20 protein-coding genes are annotated in these 25,884 nt (G+C 49.2%); 17 read left to right on the top strand and 3 right to left on the bottom strand.

Going from position 1 to position 25,884, the window contains the following annotated elements:
* Positions 1-925 precede the first annotated feature (925 nt).
* Entirely contained in the window at positions 926-1,837 is a 912-nt protein-coding gene (locus tag FP815_14930; GenBank protein MBA3016223.1) for a hypothetical protein, read from the bottom strand.
* Between the two features lie 177 nt (positions 1,838-2,014).
* On the opposite strand from FP815_14930, the gene FP815_14925 reads away from it, so the two are divergent.
* Complete coding sequence (locus FP815_14925; protein ID MBA3016222.1) at positions 2,015-2,572, top strand: hypothetical protein; 558 nt, start codon at positions 2,015-2,017, stop codon at positions 2,570-2,572.
* A gap of 46 nt (positions 2,573-2,618) precedes the next feature.
* Here the strand turns inward: FP815_14925 and FP815_14920 are convergent, their stop codons facing one another.
* Positions 2,619-2,867 carry a hypothetical protein gene (locus tag FP815_14920; protein MBA3016221.1) on the bottom strand — a complete coding sequence of 83 codons (249 nt, stop codon included), beginning with the start codon at positions 2,865-2,867 and terminating at the stop codon, positions 2,619-2,621.
* A gap of 285 nt (positions 2,868-3,152) precedes the next feature.
* Here FP815_14920 and FP815_14915 point away from each other — a divergent pair, with 285 nt between their 5' ends.
* The 11 genes from FP815_14915 (at position 3,153) to FP815_14865 (ending at position 15,919) form a co-directional block, all read left to right on the top strand.
* Positions 3,153-4,364 carry a type II secretion system F family protein gene (locus FP815_14915; GenBank protein MBA3016220.1) on the top strand — a complete coding sequence of 404 codons (1,212 nt, stop codon included), beginning with the start codon at positions 3,153-3,155 and terminating at the stop codon, positions 4,362-4,364.
* A 26-nt stretch (positions 4,365-4,390) separates the two neighbouring features.
* Positions 4,391-5,683, top strand: coding sequence for a phosphopyruvate hydratase (locus tag FP815_14910; protein ID MBA3016219.1), 1,293 nt, complete (start codon positions 4,391-4,393; stop codon positions 5,681-5,683).
* 208 nt (positions 5,684-5,891) lie between these two features.
* Positions 5,892-6,179 (top strand): integration host factor subunit alpha, encoded by a 288-nt coding sequence (locus FP815_14905; GenBank protein MBA3016218.1) that lies wholly within the window; start codon positions 5,892-5,894, stop codon positions 6,177-6,179.
* A gap of 371 nt (positions 6,180-6,550) precedes the next feature.
* Positions 6,551-7,573, top strand: a complete 1,023-nt coding sequence (gene lpxD, locus FP815_14900) for a UDP-3-O-(3-hydroxymyristoyl)glucosamine N-acyltransferase (GenBank protein MBA3016217.1) — start codon at positions 6,551-6,553, stop codon at positions 7,571-7,573.
* 93 nt (positions 7,574-7,666) lie between these two features.
* On the top strand, positions 7,667-8,113 hold the full coding sequence (gene fabZ / locus FP815_14895) for a 3-hydroxyacyl-ACP dehydratase FabZ (protein MBA3016216.1): 447 nt from the start codon (positions 7,667-7,669) through the stop codon (positions 8,111-8,113).
* A 198-nt stretch (positions 8,114-8,311) separates the two neighbouring features.
* Positions 8,312-9,109, top strand: a complete 798-nt coding sequence (lpxA, locus tag FP815_14890; protein MBA3016215.1) for an acyl-ACP--UDP-N-acetylglucosamine O-acyltransferase — start codon at positions 8,312-8,314, stop codon at positions 9,107-9,109.
* Entirely contained in the window at positions 9,099-9,941 is an 843-nt protein-coding gene (locus tag FP815_14885) for an LpxI family protein (protein MBA3016214.1), read from the top strand. The genes lpxA and FP815_14885 overlap by 11 nt, the downstream gene beginning before the upstream one ends.
* Positions 9,938-10,813, top strand: coding sequence for an NDP-sugar synthase (locus tag FP815_14880; GenBank protein ID MBA3016213.1), 876 nt, complete (start codon positions 9,938-9,940; stop codon positions 10,811-10,813). The genes FP815_14885 and FP815_14880 overlap by 4 nt, the downstream gene beginning before the upstream one ends.
* Positions 10,814-10,884: 71 nt before the next feature.
* A complete protein-coding gene (locus tag FP815_14875; protein MBA3016212.1) occupies positions 10,885-11,928 on the top strand; it encodes a phosphotransferase in 1,044 nt (347 codons plus the stop codon).
* Entirely contained in the window at positions 11,918-13,309 is a 1,392-nt protein-coding gene (locus FP815_14870; GenBank protein ID MBA3016211.1) for a ribosome biogenesis GTPase Der, read from the top strand. Before FP815_14875 ends, FP815_14870 begins: the two co-directional genes overlap by 11 nt.
* A gap of 471 nt (positions 13,310-13,780) precedes the next feature.
* Positions 13,781-15,919 carry a PAS domain S-box protein gene (locus tag FP815_14865; protein ID MBA3016210.1) on the top strand — a complete coding sequence of 713 codons (2,139 nt, stop codon included), beginning with the start codon at positions 13,781-13,783 and terminating at the stop codon, positions 15,917-15,919.
* 27 nt (positions 15,920-15,946) lie between these two features.
* Here the strand turns inward: FP815_14865 and FP815_14860 are convergent, their stop codons facing one another.
* Positions 15,947-17,023, bottom strand: a complete 1,077-nt coding sequence (locus FP815_14860; GenBank protein ID MBA3016209.1) for a hypothetical protein — start codon at positions 17,021-17,023, stop codon at positions 15,947-15,949.
* A 56-nt stretch (positions 17,024-17,079) separates the two neighbouring features.
* Between FP815_14860 and FP815_14855 the strand changes: the two genes are divergently transcribed.
* The 5 genes from FP815_14855 (at position 17,080) to FP815_14835 (ending at position 25,855) form a co-directional block, all read left to right on the top strand.
* Positions 17,080-18,588 (top strand): HD domain-containing protein, encoded by a 1,509-nt coding sequence (locus FP815_14855; protein MBA3016208.1) that lies wholly within the window; start codon positions 17,080-17,082, stop codon positions 18,586-18,588.
* Between the two features lie 162 nt (positions 18,589-18,750).
* Positions 18,751-21,291 (top strand): glycogen/starch/alpha-glucan phosphorylase, encoded by a 2,541-nt coding sequence (locus tag FP815_14850; GenBank protein ID MBA3016207.1) that lies wholly within the window; start codon positions 18,751-18,753, stop codon positions 21,289-21,291.
* A 40-nt stretch (positions 21,292-21,331) separates the two neighbouring features.
* Entirely contained in the window at positions 21,332-22,687 is a 1,356-nt protein-coding gene (locus FP815_14845) for a TolC family protein (protein ID MBA3016206.1), read from the top strand.
* Entirely contained in the window at positions 22,684-24,261 is a 1,578-nt protein-coding gene (locus FP815_14840; GenBank protein MBA3016205.1) for a TolC family protein, read from the top strand. Before FP815_14845 ends, FP815_14840 begins: the two co-directional genes overlap by 4 nt.
* A 70-nt stretch (positions 24,262-24,331) precedes the next feature.
* Positions 24,332-25,855: an efflux RND transporter periplasmic adaptor subunit gene (locus FP815_14835; GenBank protein MBA3016204.1), complete on the top strand. Its 1,524-nt coding sequence runs from the start codon at positions 24,332-24,334 to the stop codon at positions 25,853-25,855.
* The last annotated feature ends 29 nt before the right edge of the window (positions 25,856-25,884 follow it).

Raw genomic sequence — 25,884 nt, 5'->3', positions numbered from 1 at the left:
TCGTTGTGCGGGGCGTCTGTGACAGAGGCCTGAGCAAGACCGCTGAGGATGGATAACAAGATAACTGTGGTTGCAAAGAGCTTTTTCATGGCGGTCTCGTTCAGCATTTTGAGCAAATAGCCAGAGTTTTTGTCGTGGCATTTTGCACTTGAGTGATTGAGGAAGAATATTTTGTGTTATGGGTTTTGTTAAAATTTGTTTTATTAGGCAATATTTATGCCTTCAATGTAGTAGTAAGTGTTAAGACCAATTGCGAATGCCCAGTGTTAGAGAGCTTTACGGGGAAAAGAAAAAAATTAATTATTTTCTTCTTGGGTTTTGCAACTTAGGGTATGGGTGGTAATGCTCAAATGTGGGGGGCTGGCACTGGGTGAGGGGGGATTTCGCAAGCACCATGGGCTGTGCGTTTTCCGTCAGTCATTGGTCCGGTTGGGCTATGCTAAATTAGCCTCTCTGTGCAGAGATAGCGTTGATGTCGGATGTGGGATTAACCCAACCTGCGATAAATAAGAAGGGTCAAGAAGTGCTAGTTATGAAGATGGAGTTTCTTGGTTTGAATGATACAAAGTCGTATCTTGGATGGGGAATTTTCAGGAGAATAGTTTGTTTTTTTAACTACACAGGTTAACGGTAATCAGTTATCGGTTTACGGTTAAAAGAATCATGGTTAGTTATAAATCATCGCATGATACTCAATGTCAGTGTGTCCTCAGCCATTGGCAGGACCCAATCGCCGTCAACTGTCAACCATAAACCAATAACCTTCTAAGTTACAAATCATTTGTCGATATCTATATCTAAATGAAATCGATACATTTTTCTGACGATTTGTATCTTTCATAATAAATACCGGCGGCATCCCGGTTGGGAAGCTGAGCAGTTACGTTTTTTTTGATTTGTTAGAGGTTGGTGTAATTGGCCATAACTATAGCTTTCGTTTGCTGTATAATGTTTTCTTGATATGTTCGAGAGTGGTCAGGTATGTGTTTTGGTTTTCGAGGAATGTACTGTTTTTCAAATCGTTAATGACTGAATCAAGATGATAGGCAAGGTTGATGTTGTAGGTGTTTATTGATTGGCTGGCAGCTTGATCGACAATTAATACACAGTAGTATTTAGTAAGAGTGCGAATGGTGGAGTCTCTTCTTGAGAGATACGATTGGCCACCGAGAGTATTAAGGAAAAATGCCGCATATTCATAAGTTTTTGTCAGGGGGAACTCAAGTTTAATTGCAGATGAGTCCCGGCAGGTCTTATCCATTGTTGACCATGCGTACAGTGACGCGAAGTGTTGTTCGATAGAAGGATGCTCATTAGTAATAATGTCTTTTAGGAAAGAAAGATCTTTGCGGCCAAGCACACGGAATAAGTGGGAGCTGTTTCTGATTACCGAAAGGAGATCGGCTGTTTCATTGGAATTTGTAGGGGGGGTGTTAAGAATCTTAGCAATAATACGGTAAAGTTCCGCATCCACTGGTTCATTTTCTACATAGGCTTTGATATACTGTTGCTGCTCAAGGTGTTTAAATAGTGTCTGTAGCGTTGCCGAGGCATCTTGGCACACGGTGATTTTCGGAGTAATTTCTATCTCTGGTGACGGTGGAAGAGGTTCTGCCAGAGGAGGGTTAGGGAGGTCTGACGCCAAAGATTGCGGTAGCACGGGAGGGAGACTCGTGGTGGTGGTCGAAGTCTGCTCTGGGGTATTAACGATGGTTTTTTTGTTGTCGAAGTAAGAGTTCTTGAGTAAGAGCAAGATGATAGCGCCAACTATGATCGCCAGGATGGTGAGTGTCGGGAAGTGTCGCTTGGTGGGGATTGATCGGGGAGTTTTTTTCATGGAAGTATATTTTTGTATCGTATTTTACTGTGAGGAGCATAACATTTCGAATGTGTTAAAGATACCTGATGTTACAAGAAAATACTATCGGTCTTCAGCGTCAGGGTCAAATGAAATTATTTGCAGATATTTTGTTTAACAGAAAATTACCTAGGGTAACCAGCTTTAATGACAATCATGAGTTTTATTAAAAAAGTGATGTCCGAGGCTTTGCCGTTTGTGGCTCATAGTCCGGAGAGTCAGGTGGAGTGGTTAGTTCTGCAGTTTCGGCGGGGTGTGCTTACTGATGCCGAGATGGCGCCTTATCTCCATTTGTTGTTGTCTGGACATGCAAGCCGAAACGAGATGGATGGAGATGATGGTCTGTATAAGATTTTTGCAGGATTAGGTAGAGAGATTAAGGTATTAATGATTCGTTGTGCTGAGATCTATGATATCCCGGATTTACTTGCATTAATTTGTAAACTTTCTGTGGAGGATGCAATTCTTGTATTGCAAAAAGCGCCTCCCCCCTATGAGAAGAAAGGGTTACTTTTGCTCGATAGAGTATTTCAAGCGGTAAATGAGTGCGGTGACCATCTCCTGGAACGGGCTGCCAGAAAAATGATCGCTGATAACACTACTCCTGTTCATTTTGTTAGCGCCTATAAACGGTTTCAGGAAATTTTGATTGATGAAAAGATTTTGGCTCAGTTATATCCGCAAGCAGTGGAAGGACAAAAAAAAGGGCGCTGAATTTCAGCGCCCTTTTTTTTGTCCTTCCACTGCTTGTGAAGTGAAACTATTTTTTCTTTCCCATTGCCCGTTTGGAAGCCTTGATAGGGTTAACCTTAACATTGGAAGCCAGGAACTCAGGCTTGACGTGAGAGGCGAAATTACAAATCCCCAGCTTCCATTTTGCAGAAGGCGCTGAATAGGTCTTGCAGTATTTCTGGGTTTCAACCTCAATAACACGATCACAGCCGTCACATTTTTCGATAATTGGGTTAAATATGCCAGTGGTGTAAATTTGGGTATTTGCTATAGCCATATGAATAGTCTCCTTGAATAAAATAGTAGGGAAATTTTGTATTGTTGTGCTAAGCTAAGGGGTGTAATACTCTTACGTTATTCAATTTTTGTCTGAATCAGCGATATTTTTCTTCGATGTGCAAAAAAAGAACCTATCTATATAGACAACATGCCAAGATGCGTCAATAAAAAAATATATATTCCTTAATCTTGTTTTTACACAAAAATACGATACACTCGAGGCGTCTGAAATAGCGAACTGCCCGGTGTGATTACTTAATTTATTGAGCATTGGAGAGAGTTAGTGCCATACTTTGTATACAAGGGAATTAACTCCTACGGTGAAAAACGGAAAGGCAAGATTGAGGCCGTTAACCTTGCCTCAGCTCAGTCGTTACTTAAGAAGATGCGGATTACGCCTTCTATGGTCAAGGAGGCTCCCAAGGATCTTTTTGCAGAACTTTCCTTTTTGCAGCCCAAAGTTACGGGTAAAGATGTCGTAATATTTACCCGTCAGCTTTCAACCATGATTGATGCTGGATTGCCGTTGGTTCAGAGTCTAGAAATTTTGACCAAACAACAGGAAAACGTCACCTTTAAAAAGGTCTTGCTGGCGGTGAGAACAGACGTAGAGAGTGGTAGTACCATTGCTGAGGCAATGAAAAAACATCCGGATGTGTTTGATAATCTCTATTGTAATATGATCGATGCCGGAGAGGTCGGTGGTATCCTGGACACTATTTTGTCTCGTTTGGCCGCCTATATGGAAAAGAATATGGCCCTGGTCAAGAAAGTGAAGGGGGCTATGACCTATCCTGTTATCTGCTTGTGCATCTCCTTTGTGGTAATGGCGGTGATGCTGATCTTCGTGGTGCCGGTCTTTCAAAAGATGTTTGCGGACTTTAATTCGGCCCTGCCTGTACCAACCCAGATGGTTGTCGATATGAGCGAATTTGCCAAAGGTAATTTTCATTTCATGATCGGAGGATTTTTTGCTGTTATTTGGTCGGTGAAAAAGATTAACAAGACCGAAAAAGGGAAGATGCAGATTGATAGGTTGCTTTTGGTGTTTCCTATTATCGGACCATTGATGCGACGGGTGGCGGTTGCTAAATTTACCCGAACTCTCAGTACTATGATGGCCAGTGGTGTGCCAATTCTGGAAGCGTTGAATGTGGTTGCCAAGACTGCTGGCAATAAGGTGATTGAGACGGCGGTTTTTCGGGTGACTGATGCCATCAAGGAGGGGCGTCCTCTTGCTGAACCGTTGGAGGAAACTGCAGTTTTTCCCAGCATGGTGGTGCAGATGATCAATGTTGGTGAGTCTACCGGTGCTCTTGATGTCATGTTGGAGAAAATTGCCGATTTTTATGATGATGAGGTGGATCAGGCAGTTGAGAATCTTACTGCCGCGATTGAGCCTCTGATGATGGTTGTTTTGGGTGGGATGATCGGTGGCTTGGTTGTTGCCATGTATCTGCCGATCTTCTCTATGGCTGGAGCAGTCGGCGGTTGATCTGATTTTATTATTGAGGAGGAGCTATGGGTGAGATTGTCGGTGTTTTGGGACGAGAGGTGTTGGATTCCCGTGGAAATCCAACTGTTGAAGTTGAGGTCTATCTCGACAGCGGCACAATGGGCCGGGCAATTGTCCCCTCTGGCGCTTCAACGGGAACCAGGGAGGCGCTTGAGCTTCGGGACACCAAACGGAAGCGACTGGGGGGAAAAGGTGTCCTGCAGGCGGTTGATAATGTTAATAAGCTCATTGGTCCTGAGATTGTAGGATTTGAATCTACGCAACAGGTCCTGATCGATCAGGCAATGATCAGTTTGGATGGTACAGAGAATAAACAAAAACTTGGAGCCAACGCCATTCTTGGGGTATCCATGGCCGTCGCCCGGGCCTCTGCAGATGAACTTGTTTTGCCACTCTATGCTTATCTCGGCGGAGTTAATGCCAAGACCTTGCCGGTACCGATGATGAATGTCCTTAATGGCGGTTCTCATGCAGACAACAATGTCGATATTCAGGAATTTATGATCATGCCGGTAGGGGCCAAGTCCTTTTCGGAAGGTCTGTGGATGGGGGTGGAGACATTCCATTGCTTAAAGGCGGTGTTGAAGAAGGCGGGGCATCAAACCGCAGTTGGCGACGAGGGTGGTTTCGCCCCTAACCTGCGTTCCAATGAAGAGGCCATGGAATCGCTTCTGGAGGCGATTGTTAAGGCGGGCTATAAACCTGGCAAGGACATTACGATTGCACTCGACGTGGCAGCCAGCGAACTGTATGATGCCAAGAAGAAAAAGTATGTTTTGGCTGCGGAAAAGGATTCTGTGAAAACCTCTGACGAAATGATCGCTTTTTTTGAGTCTTGGGTTGATAAGTATCCTTTGGTCTCCATTGAGGATGGCCTGGACGAGTCGGACTGGAAAGGGTGGAAGAAACTGACTGATCGATTAGGTCGCAAGATTCAATTGGTTGGTGACGATGTCTTTGTGACCAATACCAAGATCCTCAAGGAGGGGATTGAGAAGGGAGTGGCCAACTCCATACTGATTAAACTGAACCAGATCGGTTCGGTGACCGAAACATTGGATGCGGTAGAAATGGCCCACCGTGCCGGGTATACCGCCGTGATCTCTCATCGCTCTGGAGAGACGGAGGATGCCACCATTGCCGATCTCAGCGTTGCGCTGAATACCGGTCAGATCAAGACTGGCTCGCTGTCACGGACTGATCGGGTCGCTAAGTACAACCAGTTGTTGCGTATCGAGGAAACCCTAGGCGCTGCAGGTCGTTATGCCGGTCGAGCGAGTATTAAAAATTTAAAATAAGATGTAACTATTCACCTTCTGACCCAGAAAGGTGCCGAAGCCCAGAACCGTAACTGTTCAGCAGTGCCGCAGATGCTAGGCATCGGCTTGCGATGTGTGCTTTTCGCACATGAGCAGGCCGATAACAACGCAGATGTGGCACTGCTGGACAGTTCAATAAGATATTCATTTGGTAGACATACACTTATTTGATGGAGGTAATTGAGACATGACACTCACAAAGGCTGATTTGGTGCATAAGGTATACGAAACCCATGACTTAAGTAAGGCGCAAGCCACCGATGTGGTGGAAGTTTTTTTACGTCTTTCAAAACGGTGCATGGAGAATGGTCAGGATTTGCTGCTGAGCGGTTTTGGCAAGTTCAATGTTAAAGAAAAAAAAGCCCGTCGAGGGCGGAACCCCCAGACTGGGGACGCTTTAATGTTAGATGCCCGTCGGGTAGTTACCTTTAAACCCTCCGGACTGTTGCGCGCCCGACTTAACAGTGACGAGTGATCAACTGTTGACCTAATTTAGGACACTGTGGCAGCTTTTTTTATTGATGCCGCAATCGGACAGATTCGGATTACCGGTCTGTCCGATTTTTTTTTGTTCTGCAGTGTCGTCTTTTATGGTAAAAGCCAGCGAATTTGAAAGATGTGTCATGTGATTATGAAAGAGAGATAGTAACGACACAGGGTAACGGTAATCAGTTATCGGTTTACGGTTAAGAGAATCATGGTTAGTCATAAATCATCGCATGATACTCAGGGTCAGAGTGTGCTCAACTATTGGTAGGAACTATTCACCGTCAACTGTCAACCGTAAACCGACAACCTGAGCAGGTACGAAAGACATTGTGTTTTTGACTGGGGGGAGCTTAAAAAATGAAGACCCTAGCGGAATTAGTCGAGTTAGTCGGCGGAATGCTTTATGGGGATGGCACGATAACGGTAGCGGGTGTTGCGGATCTGGAATCGGCCCGAAGTGGAGAGATTACTTTCCTGAGTCACGAAAAAAAACGTGATCTTCTCGCTGCCAGCAAGGCCACAGCAGCAGTGGTTCCTCTCTCCACAACTGCCTATCCTTTGCCCGTCATTCAGGTAAAGGACCCATATCTGGCCATTGCCAGGATCCACACACTTTTTCTATCACGCCCCTTTGAGGCTACGGGGATTGATCCCAAGGCTGTTATCGGTAACGATTGCCGTCTCTCTCGGGTAGTTTCCGTGGGGCCGATGGTGGTGATCGGTGCTCGTGTCGTCTTAGGGGAACGGGTGACCATCGGACCTGGTGTTGTGATTGGCGATGACGTGGTAATCGGTAATGATACGACCTTGAAGCCCAATGTGACGGTTGGTGATGGTACCCTTATCGGCTGCCGGGTTATGATCCATGCCGGGACAGTGATTGGCAGTGACGGTTTTGGTTATGCTACCGATCATCTGGGGCGCCATGTCAAGCGCCCTCAGGTAGGAATCGTGCAGATTGATGACGATGTCGAAATCGGTTCCAATGTTTCTATTGACCGTGCGACTTTTGGCAGGACTTGGGTCAAGCGCGGAGCTAAAATTGATAATCTGGTCCAGGTGGCGCACAATGTCGTTGTTGGTGAGGATTCTATTTTAGTTTCTCAGGTTGGGATTTCCGGGTCAAGTATCCTGGGCACTGGTGTAGTCCTGGGAGGACAGGCGGGTGTCGCTGGCCATGTTCGGATTGGTGATCGGGTGATGGCTGCCGCCAGGGCCGGTATTCATGCCGACATCCCGGAAAAGTCGGTTGTATCTGGATTTCCTGCCATTGCCCATCCCCTTTGGTTGCGCATCTCGTCTTTGATGACCAAGCTGCCGGACTTGGTAAGGGACGTCCGTGCTTTAAAGAAGCAGGTTGCTGATCTGATGGAAAAATAGGTGACGACTCAGGTTGACAACGACCAGTTGCCGGTTGGCAGAGGCTGTCCTTCTTGGTCAGTTGCCAGCGTGGATTATCGAATAGGAGAAGATATGACTTCAGAGATTGAATCTTTTGATATTGTAGAAATTTTGAGATTGTTGCCGCATCGCTATCCTTTTGTGATGGTCGATCGGGTGTTGGAAGTGGTCACTGGGGAGAAGATTAAATCACTAAAGAACGTCACCATCAATGAACCGTTCTTTCAGGGGCATTTTCCGGTGCTGCCCGTAATGCCGGGGGTTTTGATCCTGGAGGGAATGGCTCAGAGTGCGGCGATTTTGGCCTATACGACCATGAAGGATTATGTCGGCACCAAACTTGTCTATTTTGCCGGTCTTGATAAAGTCCGTTTCCGTCAAAAGGTAAGCCCGGGTGACCAATTGATCTTTGAGGTCAGGACCATCAAGCGGAAGCTGAGCTTGTGGAATATGGAAGGGAAGGCTTTTGTGGATGGAAAACTGGTGGCTGAGGCGATACTCATGGCAACATTCGGCTGAACCAAAAGTAGTGCCGGCGGTGCGTGTAGGAAGACCACCGGTGATTTTTTGTGCTGTTAGTCCCATGAAGAGTTGAATGGATGAGACTTTGTGCTTTTTATCCTTTTTCATTTGATGGGGTTAACTTTTCTATTGTCCTTTATTGCTACGATCGAGCTTGAAAAAAGCTCTCATACTGGCACAGATTTTTCTACTATTATGACTATTCATCCATCCGCAATTGTTGATCCAGGCGCAGAATTGGGCGCTTCGGTAACCGTTGGTCCATATGCCATTATTGAAAAGGGCGTAGTTATCGGAGACGGTACGGAAGTAGGCGCTCACGCAGTCATCTCAGGCTCCGCTACCATTGGTAAGCGAAATAGTATTCACTCTTTCGCCAGTATCGGAGCGCCGCCGCAGGACTTAAAGTACAATGGTGAAGAGACAGAACTTGTTATTGGTGATGATAATCAGATCCGCGAGTACGTCTCCATTCATCGGGGGACAGTCACTGGCCGGGGAGTAACCACTGTAGGTAATAGCAATATGATCATGGCCTATTGCCATATTGCCCATGACTGCATAGTTGGAAACCATGTTATTATGGCGAATGGCGGGACATTGGGCGGTCATGTTTCAGTCGGTGATCATGTCAATCTCGGCGGGATGGTGGCAATTCACCAGTTCAGCCGGGTTGGGGCTCATTCTTATATTGGCGGTATGTCAGGGATCAGTAAGGATGTTCCTCCCTTTGTTATTGCTTCTGGTATTCGTGATTATCTGCGAATTACTGGAATCAATAAAATTGGTTTACGGCGCAGCGGTTATGCTGCCGAGGATATTGCCGCCTTAGCCAAAGCTTTTGTCTCGATTTTTCGAACCGAGTTGGTGCTGAGCGAGGCCCTGGACATAGTTTTGGCCGAGTTCTCTGAGTGCCGGTTGGTGGTTGAGCTGGTTACCTTTATGAAGGCGCCTAACCGTTTTGGTGTGGTGCGCAAGTTTGATGCCGAGTGATCGGATAGGAATCATCGCCGGTGGGGGCCAGTTCCCGCTGCTTTTTGCTCAGGCCGCTAAAGCGAGAGGGCGAGAAGTTGTTGTAGTTGGTCATCGTAATGAGACCGATTCCGCACTTGAAGTCATCGCCGATATCTTTTGTTGGGTCAAGCTTGGTCAACTCGGGAAGATTATTAAATTTTTCAAGACTCACGGAGTAAGTGAGGCCGCCTTTTTGGGTACGATCACCAAAACTCGAATTTTTTCAGATGTCATGCCGGACTTGAAAGGACTGACCCTCTGGAATAAAATTGATATCAAACATGATGACTCTATCCTTCGAGCTATTGCCACGGCGCTGGAGGAGGAGGGGATTCGGGTCGTCGAGTCTACCTTGTATCTCAGAGAGTTACTCTTCCCGTGCGGAATTTTGACTAAAAAAAAGCCTTCATCTGCTCAGATGGACGATATCCGTTTCGGTTGGCGGGTCGGCAGAGAGATCGGGCGACTTGATATCGGCCAGTGCGTTGTGGTGCGTGACAGCACGGTGTTGGCTGTTGAAGCCATTGAGGGCACAGATGCCGCCATTAAACGGGGCGGGGCTTTGGGTCGCGGCAAGGCGGTGGTGGTTAAAATGAAAAAACCGGATCAGGACTTCCGGTTCGATCTGCCTGCCACCGGCCCAAAGACCATTGACAGTATGATTGAAGCGCAGGCCGCGGTGCTGGCGGTTGAAGCTGGCCAGTCCTTGCTCTTTGACCGTGACGAGGTCCTGATGAAGGCCAATAAGGCTGGAATCGTCATTGTCGGGTTAGTCGAAGGCGCCGAGGGGCCGACTCTGGAGTTCTCATGAAGGCCATGGTCTTGGCCGCCGGATTGGGGACACGGTTAAGGCCCTATTCCTTGCTCCGGCCTAAACCTCTTTTCCCTGTCCTGGGGCAGCCGCTGATCCTTCGTATTATTGGCCAACTGCGTTCTGCAGGCTTCGGGCCAATCATTGTTAACGCTTTTCATCTGGCCGATCAGCTTATGGCCATTCTGGCGGATCAGCCGGATATCATTCTTCAACGTGAGCTTATCGAGCTGGGTACCGGTGGGGGCTTAAGGATGGCCCGTAATCACTTTGACAATGAGCCGGTGTTGATTACCAACGCTGATATCTATCACGATATTGACTATGAGGCGGTCATGGTTCGGCACGGTCAGAACAGATGTCCAATTACCATGGTCATGCAGGATCACCCCCGATTCAATAAAGTTGCGGTAAGAAATGGCCAAGTTTTGGGGTTTGCCAATGGTCCGTTAACAGTAGAGAGTGGTGCTGCAGCACATCGCCTTGCTTTTACCGGTATTCATGTTGTTGATCCCATTGTGCTCGATGACATTCCTCTCTCGTGTTTTTATTCAATTATCGACCGATATCAGGAGCATCTCCAGGCCGGCGGGATGATCAAAGCCATGACAGTCACTGGTCATTTTTGGCAAGATATTGGTACTTTGAACGATTATCTAGGGCTTCACCAGTTCCTCTTGAACGATCATCTCCCATCTTTTATGCTGGGAGAGAATGTCGATATCGGGCAGGGTGTGAAACTTGAGGACTGGGGATATATTGGAGACAGGGTCATTATAGGCGACGGAGCGAGTCTTGCCAGGGTGGTGGTTTGGGATGGCGCAGTTATCGCCCCGGGTTCGAGTCTCACGGACTGCCTAGTGACGGCGTAGGACATAGAGCTTTTAATGATACGATTGACCGACAGTGTGCGGAACGAAAAGTTGCGGCCCTTCCCAGGATAATGGATCAGAAATATCGCGCTATAATCGACACCTTGCTTCGTCAAGCTGGAATAGATTCGGAACCAGAGACTTATGCACCTCTTGCCGGAGATGGTTCTGATCGGCCGTTCTACCGGATTATCTGTGGAAACGCCTCCTATCTTGCTGCCTTTTCTTCTCCGACTCTGGTTCGGGCGCGGGCCGAAGCTCATGCCGCTTATATGATCGGCACTCATCTTGCTCATGTAGGGGTCCCGGTGCCAAGGATTTTCACCTATGACCAGGAGAGTGGCGCTATCCTGTTTGAAGATTTGGGTGATCGGCTGCTTTTTCATGCTTTTCATGACGGTGATGCGGATATTTTTGATTTTTTTCAGCAGGCGGTCGTGGCCCTGGCGGATTTCCAATGCTTGTCGCGAGAAGGATTTCAGTCGGAGTGGTGCTGGGATAGTGTCTTCTATGACCGTGAGCTGATGATTACCCGTGAGTCGAATTATTTTTCCCGTGAATTTTGTCGTAAGTTTATGGGGATGAATCTGTTGCCTGATGGTCTTGACCAGGAGTTTGCTCTCTTGGCCGAGCGAATCAGCCAGTGTCCGTACAATGGGATCATTCATCGTGATTACCAGTCGCGAAACCTTATGGTTGTTAATGGGAAGATTCGTATCATTGATTATCAGGGGGCACGCTTCGGTCCCTTGGCTTATGATCTGGCTTCTCTGTTGAACGATCCCTACGTCCTCCTTGACGATGAGACAAAACAGGAGTTGATCGAACTCTATCTGCACCGGGCTGGTTCGCACATTTCTCTTGACCCCATACGTTTTATGGATGACTATCATCAAGTGGCCCTGCAGCGTAATCTGCAGGTCCTTGGCGCTTATGCCTTTTTAACCCAGGAACGGGGCAAGGCATTTTTTAGAAATTACATTGATCCTGCCCTGCGTCGTCTGTTTGTGCTGCTGGCCGGGACTCTGGCAGGCGATTATCCAGTACTTCTGGATCTTGTCAGCCGGATAGTCGCTGAGAGGCAAAACGATAATATGGCGTATTATGAACAATAAATTGCACATTGTAGCTTTGGTGGGACGACCAAATGTTGGGAAATCGTCACTTTTTAATCGCTTAGCTCGGCAGAATAAAGCGATTATTGATTCGGCGCCTGGGGTAACGAGAGACCGTCATTTTGAGCGGGTAGTCTTTGATGGTAAGATGTTTATTTTGGTTGATACCGGCGGCATTGAGTTTGATCCTGCTGCCTCGGGCCATGATGCTTCTGAAGTCAAAATTTCCGCCCTGATCCGCGAACAGAGCTGGCAGGCAATAGCAGACGCTGATATCATCGTCCTGATTATGGATGGAAAAGAGGGACTGACTCCTGATGACTACGAGTTGACGGCTCAGTTGCGTAAAACTGAGAAGCCTCTGTTCTTTGTGGTCAATAAGATTGACGATTATTCTCAGGAGAATGACCGGCTTTCGTCTTTTTATTCCCTGGGAGTTCCGCATCTCTGGCCGGTTTCTGCCGCTCATGGCTATGGTTTAAATGATTTCCTCACCGAAATGGTGAGTTGGATTGAGGAGCCAGTTCCGGAACCAGATGAATTAAAGCCGGACGCTATCCGACTTGCCTTTATCGGTCGGCCCAACGTTGGTAAATCCTCCTTGGTTAACCGTCTGCTCGGCGAAGAACGGATGGTGGTATCCGACGTTCCCGGCACGACCCGGGATTCTGTGGATACTCTCCTTGAGCGTCATGGGCAACAATACCTCCTGATCGATACTGCCGGGATCAGGCGCAAGGGCAAGGTTTCGGCCAAGATCGAGAAGTTCTCGGTGATGCGGGCCTTGCGCTCAATGGAGGACTGCGATATCGTTTTGATCCTGATCGATGCCGAAGAAGGTATCACTGAGCAGGATACCAAGGTCATTGGCTATTCCGTTGAACGGGGCAGGGCCTGCCTCGTAGTCCTTAATAAATGGGATATGTTGAAAAACGACCCGAAGCGGCAAAAAAATCTGCGTACTGAAATTGAGATGGCCACCCGTTTTATTGGTTATGCGCCAACCGTTACCCTGTCGGCCCTGACGGGTCAAGGCGTGATGAAGATTTTTGGCCTGATTGATACCATTTACAAGCAGTTCTCGACCAAGGTAACGACCGGTCGTTTGAACCGTGTGCTACAGAAGGCGGTTGAAGCCCATCCCCCGGCCTTGCATCAGGGGCGACGATTGAAGTTCTATTATACTACTCAGGTTGCGACACGGCCACCGACCTTTGCCGTCTATGTCAATTACCCGAAAGGGGTGCATTTTTCGTATTACCGCTTTCTGGTCAACCAGTTCCGCTCGGAGCTGGGTCTGGACTCCACCTCGCTTCGTATCCTGTTGAAGGAACGACAACGGAAGGATTATGGGAGTACCGGACCATCAGGAGCTGTGTGATTATGGTAGGGCAGTTTTGAGCGTTTTGTTATGAACAGTAATTGTTTAAGGTATCAGTTTACGGTTGACAGTTGACGGTTAACGAACCCTACCAATGGCGGAGTACGCACTGACATCATGTATCTACGTGATGTATGATTGGTAATCGTTCACCAGAAGCGTTGAACGTGCGGATTTCACCGGACTGTAAACGTTTACCGGGTGCCCCAGATGCGCGAAAGCGGTCTGCGAAGTGTGCTAGTTGCACATGAGCAGGCCGCTAACAAAGCAGACGGGGTGTCCTGTGAACGTTTACATTCTTTTAACCGCAAACCGATAACTGATTACCGTTAACCTGAGTAGTCAACTTATTGTTACAGTTGTATATGTCCCGGTCATTTAGGGGGCGCGTAAGCCTACGCTCGATCCAGATGTATTAGAATTTCCTGAGTCCAAAAGGATTGTAGCCGGTGCTGATTGTCAAGGAGAGTGATGACTTGTCCTGACTCAAAACGATCCATTCCCCTCTCCTCTGCCAGGCTTGCTGCAGTCAGCAAGGAACTTGTCGGCAGAGTTCGTAAGGAGGTAGGCCCTGCCTGCGATCCTCCCGCTAATCTATTTGTTTCTCTGCTTTCTTCCTTAGTCAAAGACATTGCTCTTTGCCACAATCACCCAATGTTGCCCCAAGCGCTGAAGTTGTCGGCTCTGAATACGGGCCGTTATTTTGCCCGTTTGGTCCGGGGGGTGGGGCTTGATTGCGGTCACGCCATTACTATTGCCTGCCAGGTTCCCACTCTGCTGGGGCACTCTAGCCAAGACGATGACCTTTCGGCAACTGGGGTATCGTCAGCGGTTTATGATTCCTATCACGAGCATTTCCTGCGCGGAGTTGTGGTTGAGTCAGTTCGTCTGGAAACAGTGTTTTTTCATCGCAAGCTGCGAGAGGCGAATCGTTATGTCTTGCAAGAGCGCCGTCGATATTCTTCCATCTTCAAGAGAATGGCTGAGCCCGCTTTTATTGTGGATCAGGACCTTCACCTGCTCGAAACCAACAAGGCCTTTGATCGATTCTTCATGGTTACTGGCAGAGACCATATCGGTGAAGACTGCTATCAGGTCTTAGGAGACGAGTTTCGCTTAGCCTGTGACCTTCACGAGGTGCTGCATGGCAAGGGTGGAGGGGTTGATCTTGAGGTTGATATTACGATTCAGGGAGAGTCGCGCAGTATAATTGTCACTGGTACTTTTCTTGGTGATATTAATCGCGAGGCAGTGGGCGGGATTGTTATTATTCAGGATATTACAGCTAGGTTAGAGGCTGAACGGGCATTATGCGAGCGCGATCGGCACTACCGGTGTTTGATTGAAACCATGCCGGATGTTACCTGGCGTGCTGATCAGGATGGGGATTTCGTCTATGTCAGCCCTAATTCGTTTCGTATTTATGGCTATTCCGCCGAAACCCTGCAGGGTGACCCTTCGATCCGCCGGAGAGCCATTCATCCTAATGACAGCGATCTGGTTCGCCATGCCTATTATCGATTTTTTGATGCCTCTTTACCTGATGGTGTGGCACTACGCCGTTCGTTTTGCTCGCAATTAGATGACGCAACAGAGGAGGGAGGCGATGAGATTGGGTTGTATGATGTGAAATATCGTTTTCTGAGGGAGGATGGGAACTGGGTCTGGATTCATGAACGGGCCAACTATGTGGAATTTAAGAATGGTCGTTGGTATGCCAATGGCATCTCATCAGACATTACGGCCTTGAAGATGGCGGAGGCCGAGTTGGAGCGCCATCATTTCCGTCTGGCGGAATTGGTCGACGAGCGGACCTCCGAGTTGCTGAGCGTCAACCAAAAACTAAAACAGGAGATTAAGGTCCGCCGCCATACTGAGCAGGCCCTGGTGGAGTTGACGGCCCGGCTTTCTGCATCAAATCAGGAACTTGATCAATTTGCCCATGTGGCATCCCATGAATTAAAGGAGCCGTTGATGCTGATCGGGGCTTTCACTGAGCGCTTGGGCAATAAGTACGCTCACTGTTTCAATGAAAAGGGGAAGGAGTATCTGTCGCGTATTAAAGCCGCAGCGGAACATATGCGCCAGCTGGTTGATGGCTTTTTGTCATTGTCTCAAGTGACGTCCGGAGGCCAGTCCTATGAAGAGATCGATCTCAATGATTTAGTACGAGAGGTCCTCCAGGATCTTGAGGGGCGGATTATGGAAAGTAAAGCCTTGATTGAGATTGGAGATCTGGGAAGAATGGGCGGGGACCGGGTACAGATGCGCCAATTGTTTCAAAACATTATTGCCAATGCCCTGAAATATAGCAAGCCTGGCGCCTCGCCTAGGGTGGTGCTTAGGGGTGGGGTGGCTGATGATGAGGATTTTTACGAGATCCTGATTCAGGACAACGGTATTGGTTTTGATCCCCGTGATGCCGAGCGGATCTTTAAGCCGCTGGAACGGCTGCACAGTCGGCGGGAATATGAGGGAACCGGCATGGGGCTCACGACCTGCCAAAAAATCGTGGCCCGCCATGGTGGAGAGATTGTGGCACGGGGGGCGCTTGGTCAAGGAGCCACTTTTATCATCCGCTTACCCGCAAGCTTAATAAAGCTAAAGTAGAAATGATAGAAGTCAAAGCGATTTTTTTTATTTATATTTCATAATTAATGATTCTAAAAGAGCTGGCCAGGCCGCCAATAGCGCCTCTTGGTTTGCAAAAGTCAGACTGAGAGTGAGTTCGTCTTTTTCATAGGATGGTGAATGGCTGAGACTAGCTCCTTTTGGCAGGTTCAATCGTTTGGTCAATTGTGAAAACTCCTTTTCTGCCGCTGCCAAGTTCGGGGCATGCTTTCTGGTGAGATATTGCATTGCCTGCGTAGTTTTTTGTGGCGCGTTGGCTTCCGGGTGGTCGATAATTTCTCTCAACTCTTGAGCTGCCAGGATGTCGTGGATTGAGGTGTCATGACGTTTTGCCAGATCCTGGCAGATGATGATGAGTTTACGTTGGCTGCTGACACTGAGGTGCAGAGTGTCGATCAAGTCAAAAATGGCGAATCTGTCGCGGAAGGAGAGTCCGGTCATGGCTATGGCGGTTTTTTCCTCGAGTCTGCCCTGATGGAGCGCCAAGGCCAGGGGTTGCTCAAGGGTGGCGATTCCCACAATTTGCTGGAGGTGGTATGGGTGCGGGGCAAGGCCGAAAAGGGGCAGAAAGCGTCGAGCCGCTTCTTCTGGTGGGCAGAGGGCTATAGCCTTGCTGAAAAAAACTGCTTTGGTTAGCGGGTTGACAGGTCCGCTGAGAAGAGTTTCGTTCAGGGCCAGGGCCAGGGTGGCAAGAGGATCAAATTCAACCGGCACAATCAGGCAGTCGCAGGCGGCAAGCTTGAGCAGATCACCGATGATCCTGAGCCGTTTCCTTCCCGAGACGATCAGGAAGTTCCCTGATTCGGTTTGTTTAAGAATCGGGGGGTGAAGAATGCCGCTGTGGACGATGTGCTTGGTTAGTTCCTTGCTGGGCGGGTCATCAAAGGGCATGAGGCTGAAGGTGTGATCGTTGCGGTCGATCAGGGAAATAGGGACGCGTTGGATAGGAAGTGATTTCATTTGGTTTGCAGACAGCGTGGGGATTAGCCTGAAGGGTGAAGGAAGTGTACTCAGGTTGTCGGTTTGTAGTTGACAGTTGAGGGTGAGTGATCCTGCCTCTGGCTGAGTACTCACTGACATCATGACTTATCGTAACCGTAAACCGATAACTGATAACCGTTAACCTGAGTAGCTGTTACATGAAGACTATGTCATTTTCTCAGGAGGAAAGTCAAGTAAAGATTCGGTTCTTGCCCGGTACTGCTCTTGCCGCACTGCCGACTGATATTGTTCGTGCCGTAGCTGTTGTCGGGCGTCGCCGGGCACTTCCGGTGTATTTCAGTGGTGGTGCGGTGCGAGACTGGGTACTTGGTCGTGTCCCGGCGGACTTGGATTTGACTATTGCCTCTGGTGCCTTGGATTATGCCCGTGAACTGGCAGCGTTCCTGGGAGCGGCCTTTGTTCCTCTGTCTACAGCAGAAGGAGTGGCCAGGGTGGTGCGAGGCGCGTTTAATCTTGATGTCAGTCAGTTTCGAGAAGGAACCACCTCTATTGAGGCCGATCTCTCCCTTCGTGATTTCAGCGTTAACGCGCTGGCAGTGGCTTTTGACTGTAATAGTCAGACATTTGCCGACAATGGGCGGATTATTGATCCTCTTGATGGTCTCGCTGATATTGACGGCAAACTGATTCGACAGGCCTACCCGCAAGCCTTCAGTGCCGATCCTCTGCGGATGATACGGGCCTATCGATTTCAGGCGGCGTTGAACTGGTGCGTCGATCAGGATACGAGCGAAGCGGTTATCCGGCAGGCCCATTTGATCCGTCAGGTTAGCGGCGAACGGATTGCGGCTGAGTTCGATCTGCTCTTGACTAGTAATTTGGCCTATCAGTCCATCTCCGGCATGGCCGAGACCGGACTCCTGTTTCATATTTTGCCTGAGCTTCAATCCGCTATCGGTTTGGAGCAACCATCAAGTCACCACCTAGATGTCTTTGGTCACAGCCTGGAGACACTCCGGCAGATAGAGTTAATTGTCCGCTCTCCTGAAAATTTCTTCCACAGTTTAACCGATGAAATGATGCTTTATCTGCAAGAGCCACGGCAGAAAATTCGTCTCTACTATGCCGCCCTTTTTCATGACCTTGGCAAGACGATCACCTCTGACGATAAAGAGGGTAGGATTACCTTTTATAATCACGACGAGGTGGGAGTTGGGTTGTTTTTAAATATCGCTCGCCGTCTTCGGCTGAGTAATGAAGATACTCGGCGAATTGGTCAGATGATAAAGCAGCACATGTGGCCTTTTCATCTTCAGAACGCCCAGATACGGACAGGCGTCACGCCTAAGGCCATCCTCAAACTCGGCAAGGCTGCCGGTGACGATCTTGTTGGACTCTTTATATTGGTCATGGCCGACAGTCTGGCCGGTCAGGGGCCTGGTAAGCCGATGGGGATGGAAGAAGGGGTGGCGGCGCTTTTTGACACAGTCTTTTCCGCCTACCAAGGACAGATCAAGCCTTTAATCGCTGCCCCGCTGTTGACGGGGGATGATCTGATTCAAGAGTTCAACCTTACACCTGGCCCTGTTTTTAAAAGGATTCTCGACGGGCTTCTTGAAGTACGGGTTGTTACCCCGGAGATGACTCGGGCCGAGGCCTTGGATTGGGTGCGTGATTATTGCTGTCAGGAAGAAAAATCTCTGTAACGGAGATGAGTTATCCCTCTATTTCTCTTGACCTAAATGATTTGGTTGTGGCAGACTGATAATGTTTATCGGATTTCGCCATTTATTTGTGCAGAGCTAAGGTGTCTGCTGATTTAATGGTGTGAAGACCGCAAAGATCTCTACTCTTTTCAAGGTGCCTTTATGAAGAAATCTCTCCCGGTCAAAAATGAAGACCCATTTACTTCTCTGTTCAACCCCAAGGATGTTCCTGGCATAAAAAAAACCATCTTGAATCATCTGATCAGTTTTCAGGGCCGGGATCCCGACCGAACTGGCGCCTTTGATACCTACAAGGCCATGGCCTATACTATCCGTGACTTCATGATGGAAAAGTGGATTGGCACCCAGAAGAGCTATTACGTCAAGAATCAGAAAAGGGTTTATTACCTCTCCCTTGAGTTTTTGATCGGGCGTTCTTTGGGGAATAGCCTGATCAATATGGGATTTGATGAGAAGGTCGAAGAGGTCTGCCGCGAGATGGGGTATGATCTTGACGAAATACGGGAAGAGGAAGAGGATGCCGCGCTTGGCAATGGCGGGTTGGGTCGTCTGGCTGCCTGCTTTATGGACTCGGTTGCCACCATGAATATCCCGGCCTACGGTTACGGAATTAATTACGAGTTCGGATTGTTTCACCAGAAGATTATCGATGGCTTTCAAATGGAAAGCCCGGATAATTGGATGCGTTTTGGTTCTCCTTGGCAATTTGAGCGCAGTCTCCCCCTGCACCCTGTCAATTTTTACGGTAAAGTTAATACTACAGTCGACGACAAAGGGCGGTTCCGTTCGGAGTGGGTCGATACCGAAATGGTAATGGCCACTGCCTGTGATGTCCTGATTCCAGGGTATCGTAATGATAATGTCATCAATATGCGTCTCTGGCGGGCCAAGGCCTCCCGTGAACTTGACTTGTCATTCTTTGGGCGAGGCGATTATATCGGAGCTGTAGAGCATAAGGTCACCTCCGAGACCATCTCCAAACTGCTCTATCCTCCTGATGAGGCCAGCGCCGGTCGGGAACTGCGTTTGAAACAGCAGTATTTCTTTGTGGCAGCCACCTTTCAGGATATTTTCCGCCGTTACACCAAGCATAACAAGGAGTTTAATCGATTTCCCGATCTGGTTGTCGTTCAGCTCAATGACACCCATCCCGCTATTGCCATCCCCGAGTTGATGCGACTCCTGCTTGACGAATACGGTCTGGGTTGGGAAAAGGCCTGGGATATCACGGTAAAGACTTTTGCCTACACCAACCATACCTTGATGCCGGAGGCCTTGGAGACCTGGTCTGTTGAAATGCTTGGCAGGATCTTGCCCCGGCATATGGAGATCATCTATGAGATCAATCAACGATTTCTTGATCAGGTCAAGCAACGTTATCCGGGGAATGACTCTAAACTGCGGTCAATGTCCTTGATCGATGAGGGTCCGCCTAAACGAGTGAGGATGGCCAATCTTGCCATTGTTGGCAGCCATTCGGTGAACGGTGTCGCCGCCCTGCACACCCACCTCTTGCGGACTAGGTTGTTTAAGGATTTTGATGAGTTTTATCCTGATCGAATCAACAATAAGACTAACGGGATAACGCCACGTCGCTGGTTGCTTAAGTGTAACGTTGGCCTATCGACTTTGATTACCGAGACAATCGGAGATGGATGGATTACTGACCTTGATCAGCTACGCCGTCTCGAACCATTCGCTGACAATGCAGTCTTCCAGAAAAAATTTCAGCAGGCTAAATTCCACAACAAAATGCGATTAGCCAAGGTCATCAAGAGTGAATGCGGTTTGGTTGTCAATCCTAATTCATTATTTGACGTCCAGGTGAAGCGTATCCATGAGTATAAACGTCAGCTCTTGAATATTCTCCATGTCATTAACCTCTACCAGAGGATCGTTATCGACCCGGATACGACCCTAACTCCACGGACGGTCATCTTTGCTGGAAAGGCCGCGCCGAGTTATTGGAAGGCCAAGCTGATTATCAAGTTTATTAATTCGGTGGCAGCGGTAATTAACAACGATCCCAGGGTTGGTGATCGGCTCAAGGTGGCTTTTATCCCGAATTATGGGGTTTCCCTTGCAGAAAAGATCATTCCGTCGGCAGATCTTTCGGAGCAGATTTCCACTGCCGGCACCGAGGCTTCGGGTACCGGGAACATGAAATTTTCTCTGAACGGGGCATTGACCATTGGTACCCTGGATGGAGCGAATATCGAGATTCGTGAAGAAGTCGGTGCAGAGAATTTCTTTCTCTTCGGTCTTACCGCCGAGGCGGTAGAGTGGGAAAAACGCTCTCCCCGACGTACCCCATATCAGATTTATGAGCAGAACAACGATATTAAGCAGATTATTGATGCTGTTCGCGGAGGTTGTTTCAGTGAAGGCAACAAGCAGCTTTTCCTGCCCATTGTTGATGATATTCTTGACATTAATCGTGATCCCTACCTGAATCTGCTTGACCTCGAAGACTATCTCCGCTGTCAGGATGAGGTGGGACAGGCTTATCAGGATCAGAAAAACTGGACCCGGATGGCGATACTGAATGTGGCGCGAATGGGTAAGTTTTCCAGTGATCGTACGATACGAGAGTATGCCGATGATATTTGGGGTATCCCGATAAGTTGCCCACTGCCTGCTGTTAAGGATCAGGCAGTGCGGTGCAGCGCGGATAGTGATTGACGTGGTTAATGTCTGGCCGGTGAGAATCCAAAGATTTGTGGTGTCTATGATAGAGGGGTTGTCAATCGGTCTTCTTTTCTTGCTGTTGACCCTCTGGACTCCGCTATCGTGGGCTGAAGAGGGCTCAGTCTCCATGGCAGCCAGTGCCGAGTTGGGTGAGCTTGAGCAGCGCCTGGCAACCAGTCTCACTCTGCCGGACCTAATCTCTTTCGCCTATCAAAGAAGTCCTGAGATCGTGGCCGCCCGCTTCGAGTGGCGAGCTGCCACAGAGAAGTATCGGGTTGAAACCGCCCTTGCCGATCCTGAGTTGATGGTGGAGGGGATGTACATGGAGGAGACCTTCGGGGATCAAACTCAGCCTGACGACTGGAAGGTTACTCTGACCCAGCCCTTGCCTTTGCCCGGCCAGTTGACTAAATCAGGACACGTGGCAACTGTTGAGGCAGGGATTGCCCGATTGCTGCTGGATAGCGCAGTTCGAGACATCTCCTCTCGAATCCGCGAATCGTATCATGAACTTCTGTATCTTCGGGAGGCGCAGCGGCTGGCTATGGCTAACCGGGACGTGCTCGATCAGCTCCGCAAGGCTGGAGAGACAGCGGCGGCTTCAAGCCGTGCATCAATTGTCGATGTGATGAAGGCTCAGGCCCAATCAGGCCAGGTTCAGTATGATGTCCTTCTGCTGGAAGAGCTGACCAGGACCGAACAAACCCGTCTTAATGCGATCATCGATCGTAATCCTGATGCTCCTTTTGGCGACCTTGCCGACCTCCCCTTGTATCCTCTCCGTTATTCATTAGAAGAGATCTATCAACTGGCGGAAATGAATCTTGAGGAGATAAAGGTTGCTTCCGCTAATGTCGAGAAGGCCCAGTCCTTGCGTGACCTTGCCCGTTATCAGACATGGCCTCAATTTAAACTGGGGCTTTCGTATGGAGAGTTGAATCAGGCCCGACAGGTCGCAGTCCAGGCAGGGCTGATGTTGCCGATATGGATAGGTAAGAATTCCGGCAGGGTTGAGGGCGCCCAGGCCGATGTCGATACCATGCGAGCGAAGCAACGCCTTCAGATTAATGAGTCCAGGGCAGAAATTCGAGATACCTTCTTCCGGTTGCAGAATGCCGAGCGGCTGGTGACTCTCTACCAGCAGGATCTCTTGCCTCAGGCCGTCCGGTCCATGCAGATGGCTGATACCTGGTTTTCTAAGGGCCAGGGCAGTTTTGCCGATTATCTTGAGACCGTGGGCGCCTGGTATAATTTTCAACTGGCGCTGGCTCGCTCCAAGGCCGATTATGGTAAATATTTAACCCGACTGGAAAGCCTCGCCGGACTGTCCTTGACAGTGCGCGAATCGTCGACCGGCGCCATTGAAGGACCAAGCGAGGGCGGGCAATGAGATTGCTTGTGATCAGCGGTTTGATGATTGGGACAGCCTTTGCCGTGGAGGCTCAAGCTGGCTATCGTGCTCTGATGACCGAATTGGACAGCTACCAGCCTCCGCCGGTTGTCGCTTCGCAGATGGAGCCACAGGGGGTGGCGACAACAACTGCAGCCATCGATCTGAGTGATGAGGCATTCCAGGCTCAGCGCGCCGAACTCAGAAAAGAGGAAGAGCGGTGGCGTAACTCCATGGACCACCCGGATCAAGGATCAGTGTTTCTCGTTCCAGAGCACTCCATGGTGACACGGTTACAGACGGCAGTTGAGGATAACGATGCTGCAGGAAAGGCTTTGGCAGACGGATTTACCCTGGAAACTCTCGAAACATTGGTCTTGCTCCGCAGCCCTGCTGTTCGCGCAAGAGAGAGCCAGTTCAAGGGGGTGCTTGCCGGGTACAGTCAGGCCGAACATCTTGATACCATTCTCAGACGCTATGCAGCGCTTACGAAGAGTGTCATGACCGGTGTGGGAGGAATGACCAATCCCGATCCTGTGACGCTAAAGTTTCCTTTTCCCGGTGTCTTGGCGTTGAAGGGTGAGATTGTCGGCCAAGAGGCAAGGGTGGCTAGGGAAGAGTTGGAAATTGCTCGCCGGGATGCGGTGACCGCTGCGCGCACGGCATATGCCGAGTTGTTGTATCTTCGTGATGCTCAGGAGATTACTCGCTCCCAATTACGTCTTATTGCCAATCAGCAACAGGCGTTATCGACCCGCTATCAGTCGGGAGACACTGGGTTTGATTCGGTGTTGAAGGTAGGGATTGAACTGGAACAGATTAAGGAGGAACTGACTTCCTTGATTGAGGAGCATGGCAATGTCGAGATGGTAATTCGTGCCGTTTTATCTCTGCCTGAAAGGATAAAGATTGGTAGTCCTGCCTCTCGAGACAAGGGCTCTCGCCCTGTTGGTCTTGAAGCGCTCTATTCATTGGCTCTAGAACGGCGGCAGGAGATTAAGGCCAAGCAGGCCATGGTTGGCAAGACTGAGCGAATGGTTGAGATGGCAGAAACCATGATTTATCCGGGTTTCACTCCAAATCGATCATTAATTGAGGCGGATGCCATTTCATCGGTTGGTAATACGACTGTCATGGAAGAGTCAGAAGCTGGTCCGGTTTCATCAGAGCCTGGAGTCGGCGCTGTTTTGCCAAAAACACCGTGGTATGCGGCTGATGATGCCTATCTCCGTCAGGCACGAGAGCAGATTCAGGTGTTAACCAAGGATGTTGAGGCCGAACGGGCAGCGACACTGCTGGGGGTTAGGGAAACGTGGTATCGTATGGACAAGGCTTGGCGTCAGGAGGCATTATATAGGGAGAGAATCACCACACTCGCCCAAGCGGGTTTTGACACTACAAGTCAGGCGTATGCCGCTGGCCGGGTATCATTTTCTGAGTTTATCGAATCAGCCAATGCCTGGCTTTCTGCTCGACTTGGACTGGCACGAGCAAAGGCCGATATCTTGAGATCTCAAGCCGAGCTTGATGCTGCCGTGGGAGTCAGCTTGGTGGATTCGGCGAAGAAAGATTAGACTCTCAGGGGAGAGTAATACGAGCGGTAGGAACCATTGTGTCCTACTGCTTTAATTTAAAGGAAAAACCATGCACGAATTTCCCGAGTTGCCCACGCCGCCTCCAAATAAGCGTCATCTTTTCACCCGGACCAGACTGACTTTGGCTGTCGTCCTTGTAATCATGCTACTTGCTGGGTTTGCTTATGTCGGCAGGGAGTTCTTTCAGACCGGACATGACCACTCGGAATTAAGCCAAGCTGATGTTAAATATATCTGTCCCATGCATCCTGCGATTGTTGATAACAAGCCGGGGTCTTGCCCGATTTGCGGTATGGATCTGGTAAAGATTGAGAATGAAGAGTCGGCTCGGGAATCCAAGGTTGTTGTTCCGGTCAAGGATGATCTTGACGATCTGTTTGGAGATTCTTCTGATTCCAAGTCTAAATCAAGCGAAGGGCGCACTATTCTTTTTTATCGTAACCCCATGGACCCGACAATTACCTCACACACACCGGATAAAGATGAAATGGGCATGGATTATATTCCTGTCTACTCAGACGAATTTGATCCTTCTGCCCCGCCGGTGGAAGGGATGGCTACTATCAGGTTAGGTGAGGACGCGCTTCGGTTGACAGGAGTGCAGACGGCAAAGGCAACAAATGAAGTCGTGGCTCGTTCAGTGCGGACGGTGGGGATTGTGGTCCCTGATGAAACTCGCATCCGTCACGTTCATACCAAGGTTGATGGGTGGATTGAGACCTTATATACCAACTTCACTGGTCAGATCGTCACTATGGATCAGCCGTTGCTGTCCATTTATTCTCCTGAGTTGTTAGCTTCCCAGGAGGAGTTTTTGGCCGCAAGGGCAGCGGCAGTCAAGTTTACTTCGTCATCCAGTCCCGATGTTAAGACTTTGGGGAAGAATCTCTTGTTGTCTGCTCGCAAGCGGCTGGAGCTTTTCGATGTGCCTGAGAAGGTTATTGATGAGCTGGAAAGGACCGGCGCTGTGCAGCGGACTGTGACCCTGGATGCGCCGGTATCTGGCTTTGTTACCTCAAAGGGGATCTATGAGGGCCAACAGATTGAGCCGGGCTTGGAACTGTTTACCATCACTGACCTTTCCCAGGTCTGGATAGAAGCCGACCTCTATGAGTACGAGGCTTCCGCAGTACACCTTGGCCAAGAGGCTATCCTGACCCTGGCCTATGAACCGGGGGTCGAATTGAAGGGTTCCGTGGCCTATGTTTTTCCTTATCTATCCTCGGATAGCCGGACACTTAAGGTCCGGTTTAATTTTCCTAATCCAGACTTAAAGTTGAAACCGCAGATGTACGTTGATGTTACCTTAGCCCTTGCCAAGGGCACTGGCGTGACGATCCCTGATTCGGCAATTATCGATTCCGGAGTTCGTCAGGTGGTTTTTGTAGAAACTGCGCAAGGCTCCTTTGAGCCACGCCAAGTCAAAAGCGGGGTGAGAGGAGGCGGGAAGATTCAAATTCTGGGCGGGGTCAAGGTTGGTGACAATGTGGTGGTCAAGGCCAATTTTCTCCTGGATTCGGAGTCAAAGTTGCGAGCCGCTTTGAATAAGATGACAGGCGGAGGGGGGAAGTAAATGCTTCCTCATGCTTCCGAGGCAGGTGA

Source organism: Desulfobulbaceae bacterium (genome assembly GCA_013792005.1).
In the GTDB taxonomy this organism is placed as follows: Bacteria; Desulfobacterota; Desulfobulbia; order Desulfobulbales; family VMSU01; genus VMSU01.
The sequence above is the reverse complement of the archived record's forward strand: the minus strand, read 5'-3'. Positions and strand labels throughout refer to the sequence as shown.

Coding starts and splice junctions, on each gene's coding strand:
- FP815_14925 (MBA3016222.1), top strand. CDS start 2,015: ATGAGTTTTATTAAAAAAGTGATGTCCGAGGCTTTGCCGTTTGTGGCT.
- FP815_14920 (MBA3016221.1), bottom strand. CDS start 2,867: ATGGCTATAGCAAATACCCAAATTTACACCACTGGCATATTTAACCCA.
- FP815_14840 (MBA3016205.1), top strand. CDS start 22,684: ATGAGATTGCTTGTGATCAGCGGTTTGATGATTGGGACAGCCTTTGCC.
- FP815_14850 (MBA3016207.1), top strand. CDS start 18,751: ATGAAGAAATCTCTCCCGGTCAAAAATGAAGACCCATTTACTTCTCTG.
- FP815_14865 (MBA3016210.1), top strand. CDS start 13,781: ATGACTTGTCCTGACTCAAAACGATCCATTCCCCTCTCCTCTGCCAGG.
- FP815_14855 (MBA3016208.1), top strand. CDS start 17,080: ATGAAGACTATGTCATTTTCTCAGGAGGAAAGTCAAGTAAAGATTCGG.
- lpxD (MBA3016217.1), top strand. CDS start 6,551: ATGAAGACCCTAGCGGAATTAGTCGAGTTAGTCGGCGGAATGCTTTAT.
- FP815_14905 (MBA3016218.1), top strand. CDS start 5,892: ATGACACTCACAAAGGCTGATTTGGTGCATAAGGTATACGAAACCCAT.
- FP815_14930 (MBA3016223.1), bottom strand. CDS start 1,837: ATGAAAAAAACTCCCCGATCAATCCCCACCAAGCGACACTTCCCGACA.
- fabZ (MBA3016216.1), top strand. CDS start 7,667: ATGACTTCAGAGATTGAATCTTTTGATATTGTAGAAATTTTGAGATTG.
- FP815_14835 (MBA3016204.1), top strand. CDS start 24,332: ATGCACGAATTTCCCGAGTTGCCCACGCCGCCTCCAAATAAGCGTCAT.
- FP815_14910 (MBA3016219.1), top strand. CDS start 4,391: ATGGGTGAGATTGTCGGTGTTTTGGGACGAGAGGTGTTGGATTCCCGT.
- FP815_14885 (MBA3016214.1), top strand. CDS start 9,099: ATGCCGAGTGATCGGATAGGAATCATCGCCGGTGGGGGCCAGTTCCCG.
- FP815_14860 (MBA3016209.1), bottom strand. CDS start 17,023: ATGATGTCAGTGAGTACTCAGCCAGAGGCAGGATCACTCACCCTCAAC.
- lpxA (MBA3016215.1), top strand. CDS start 8,312: ATGACTATTCATCCATCCGCAATTGTTGATCCAGGCGCAGAATTGGGC.
- FP815_14870 (MBA3016211.1), top strand. CDS start 11,918: ATGAACAATAAATTGCACATTGTAGCTTTGGTGGGACGACCAAATGTT.
- FP815_14875 (MBA3016212.1), top strand. CDS start 10,885: ATGGATCAGAAATATCGCGCTATAATCGACACCTTGCTTCGTCAAGCT.
- FP815_14880 (MBA3016213.1), top strand. CDS start 9,938: ATGAAGGCCATGGTCTTGGCCGCCGGATTGGGGACACGGTTAAGGCCC.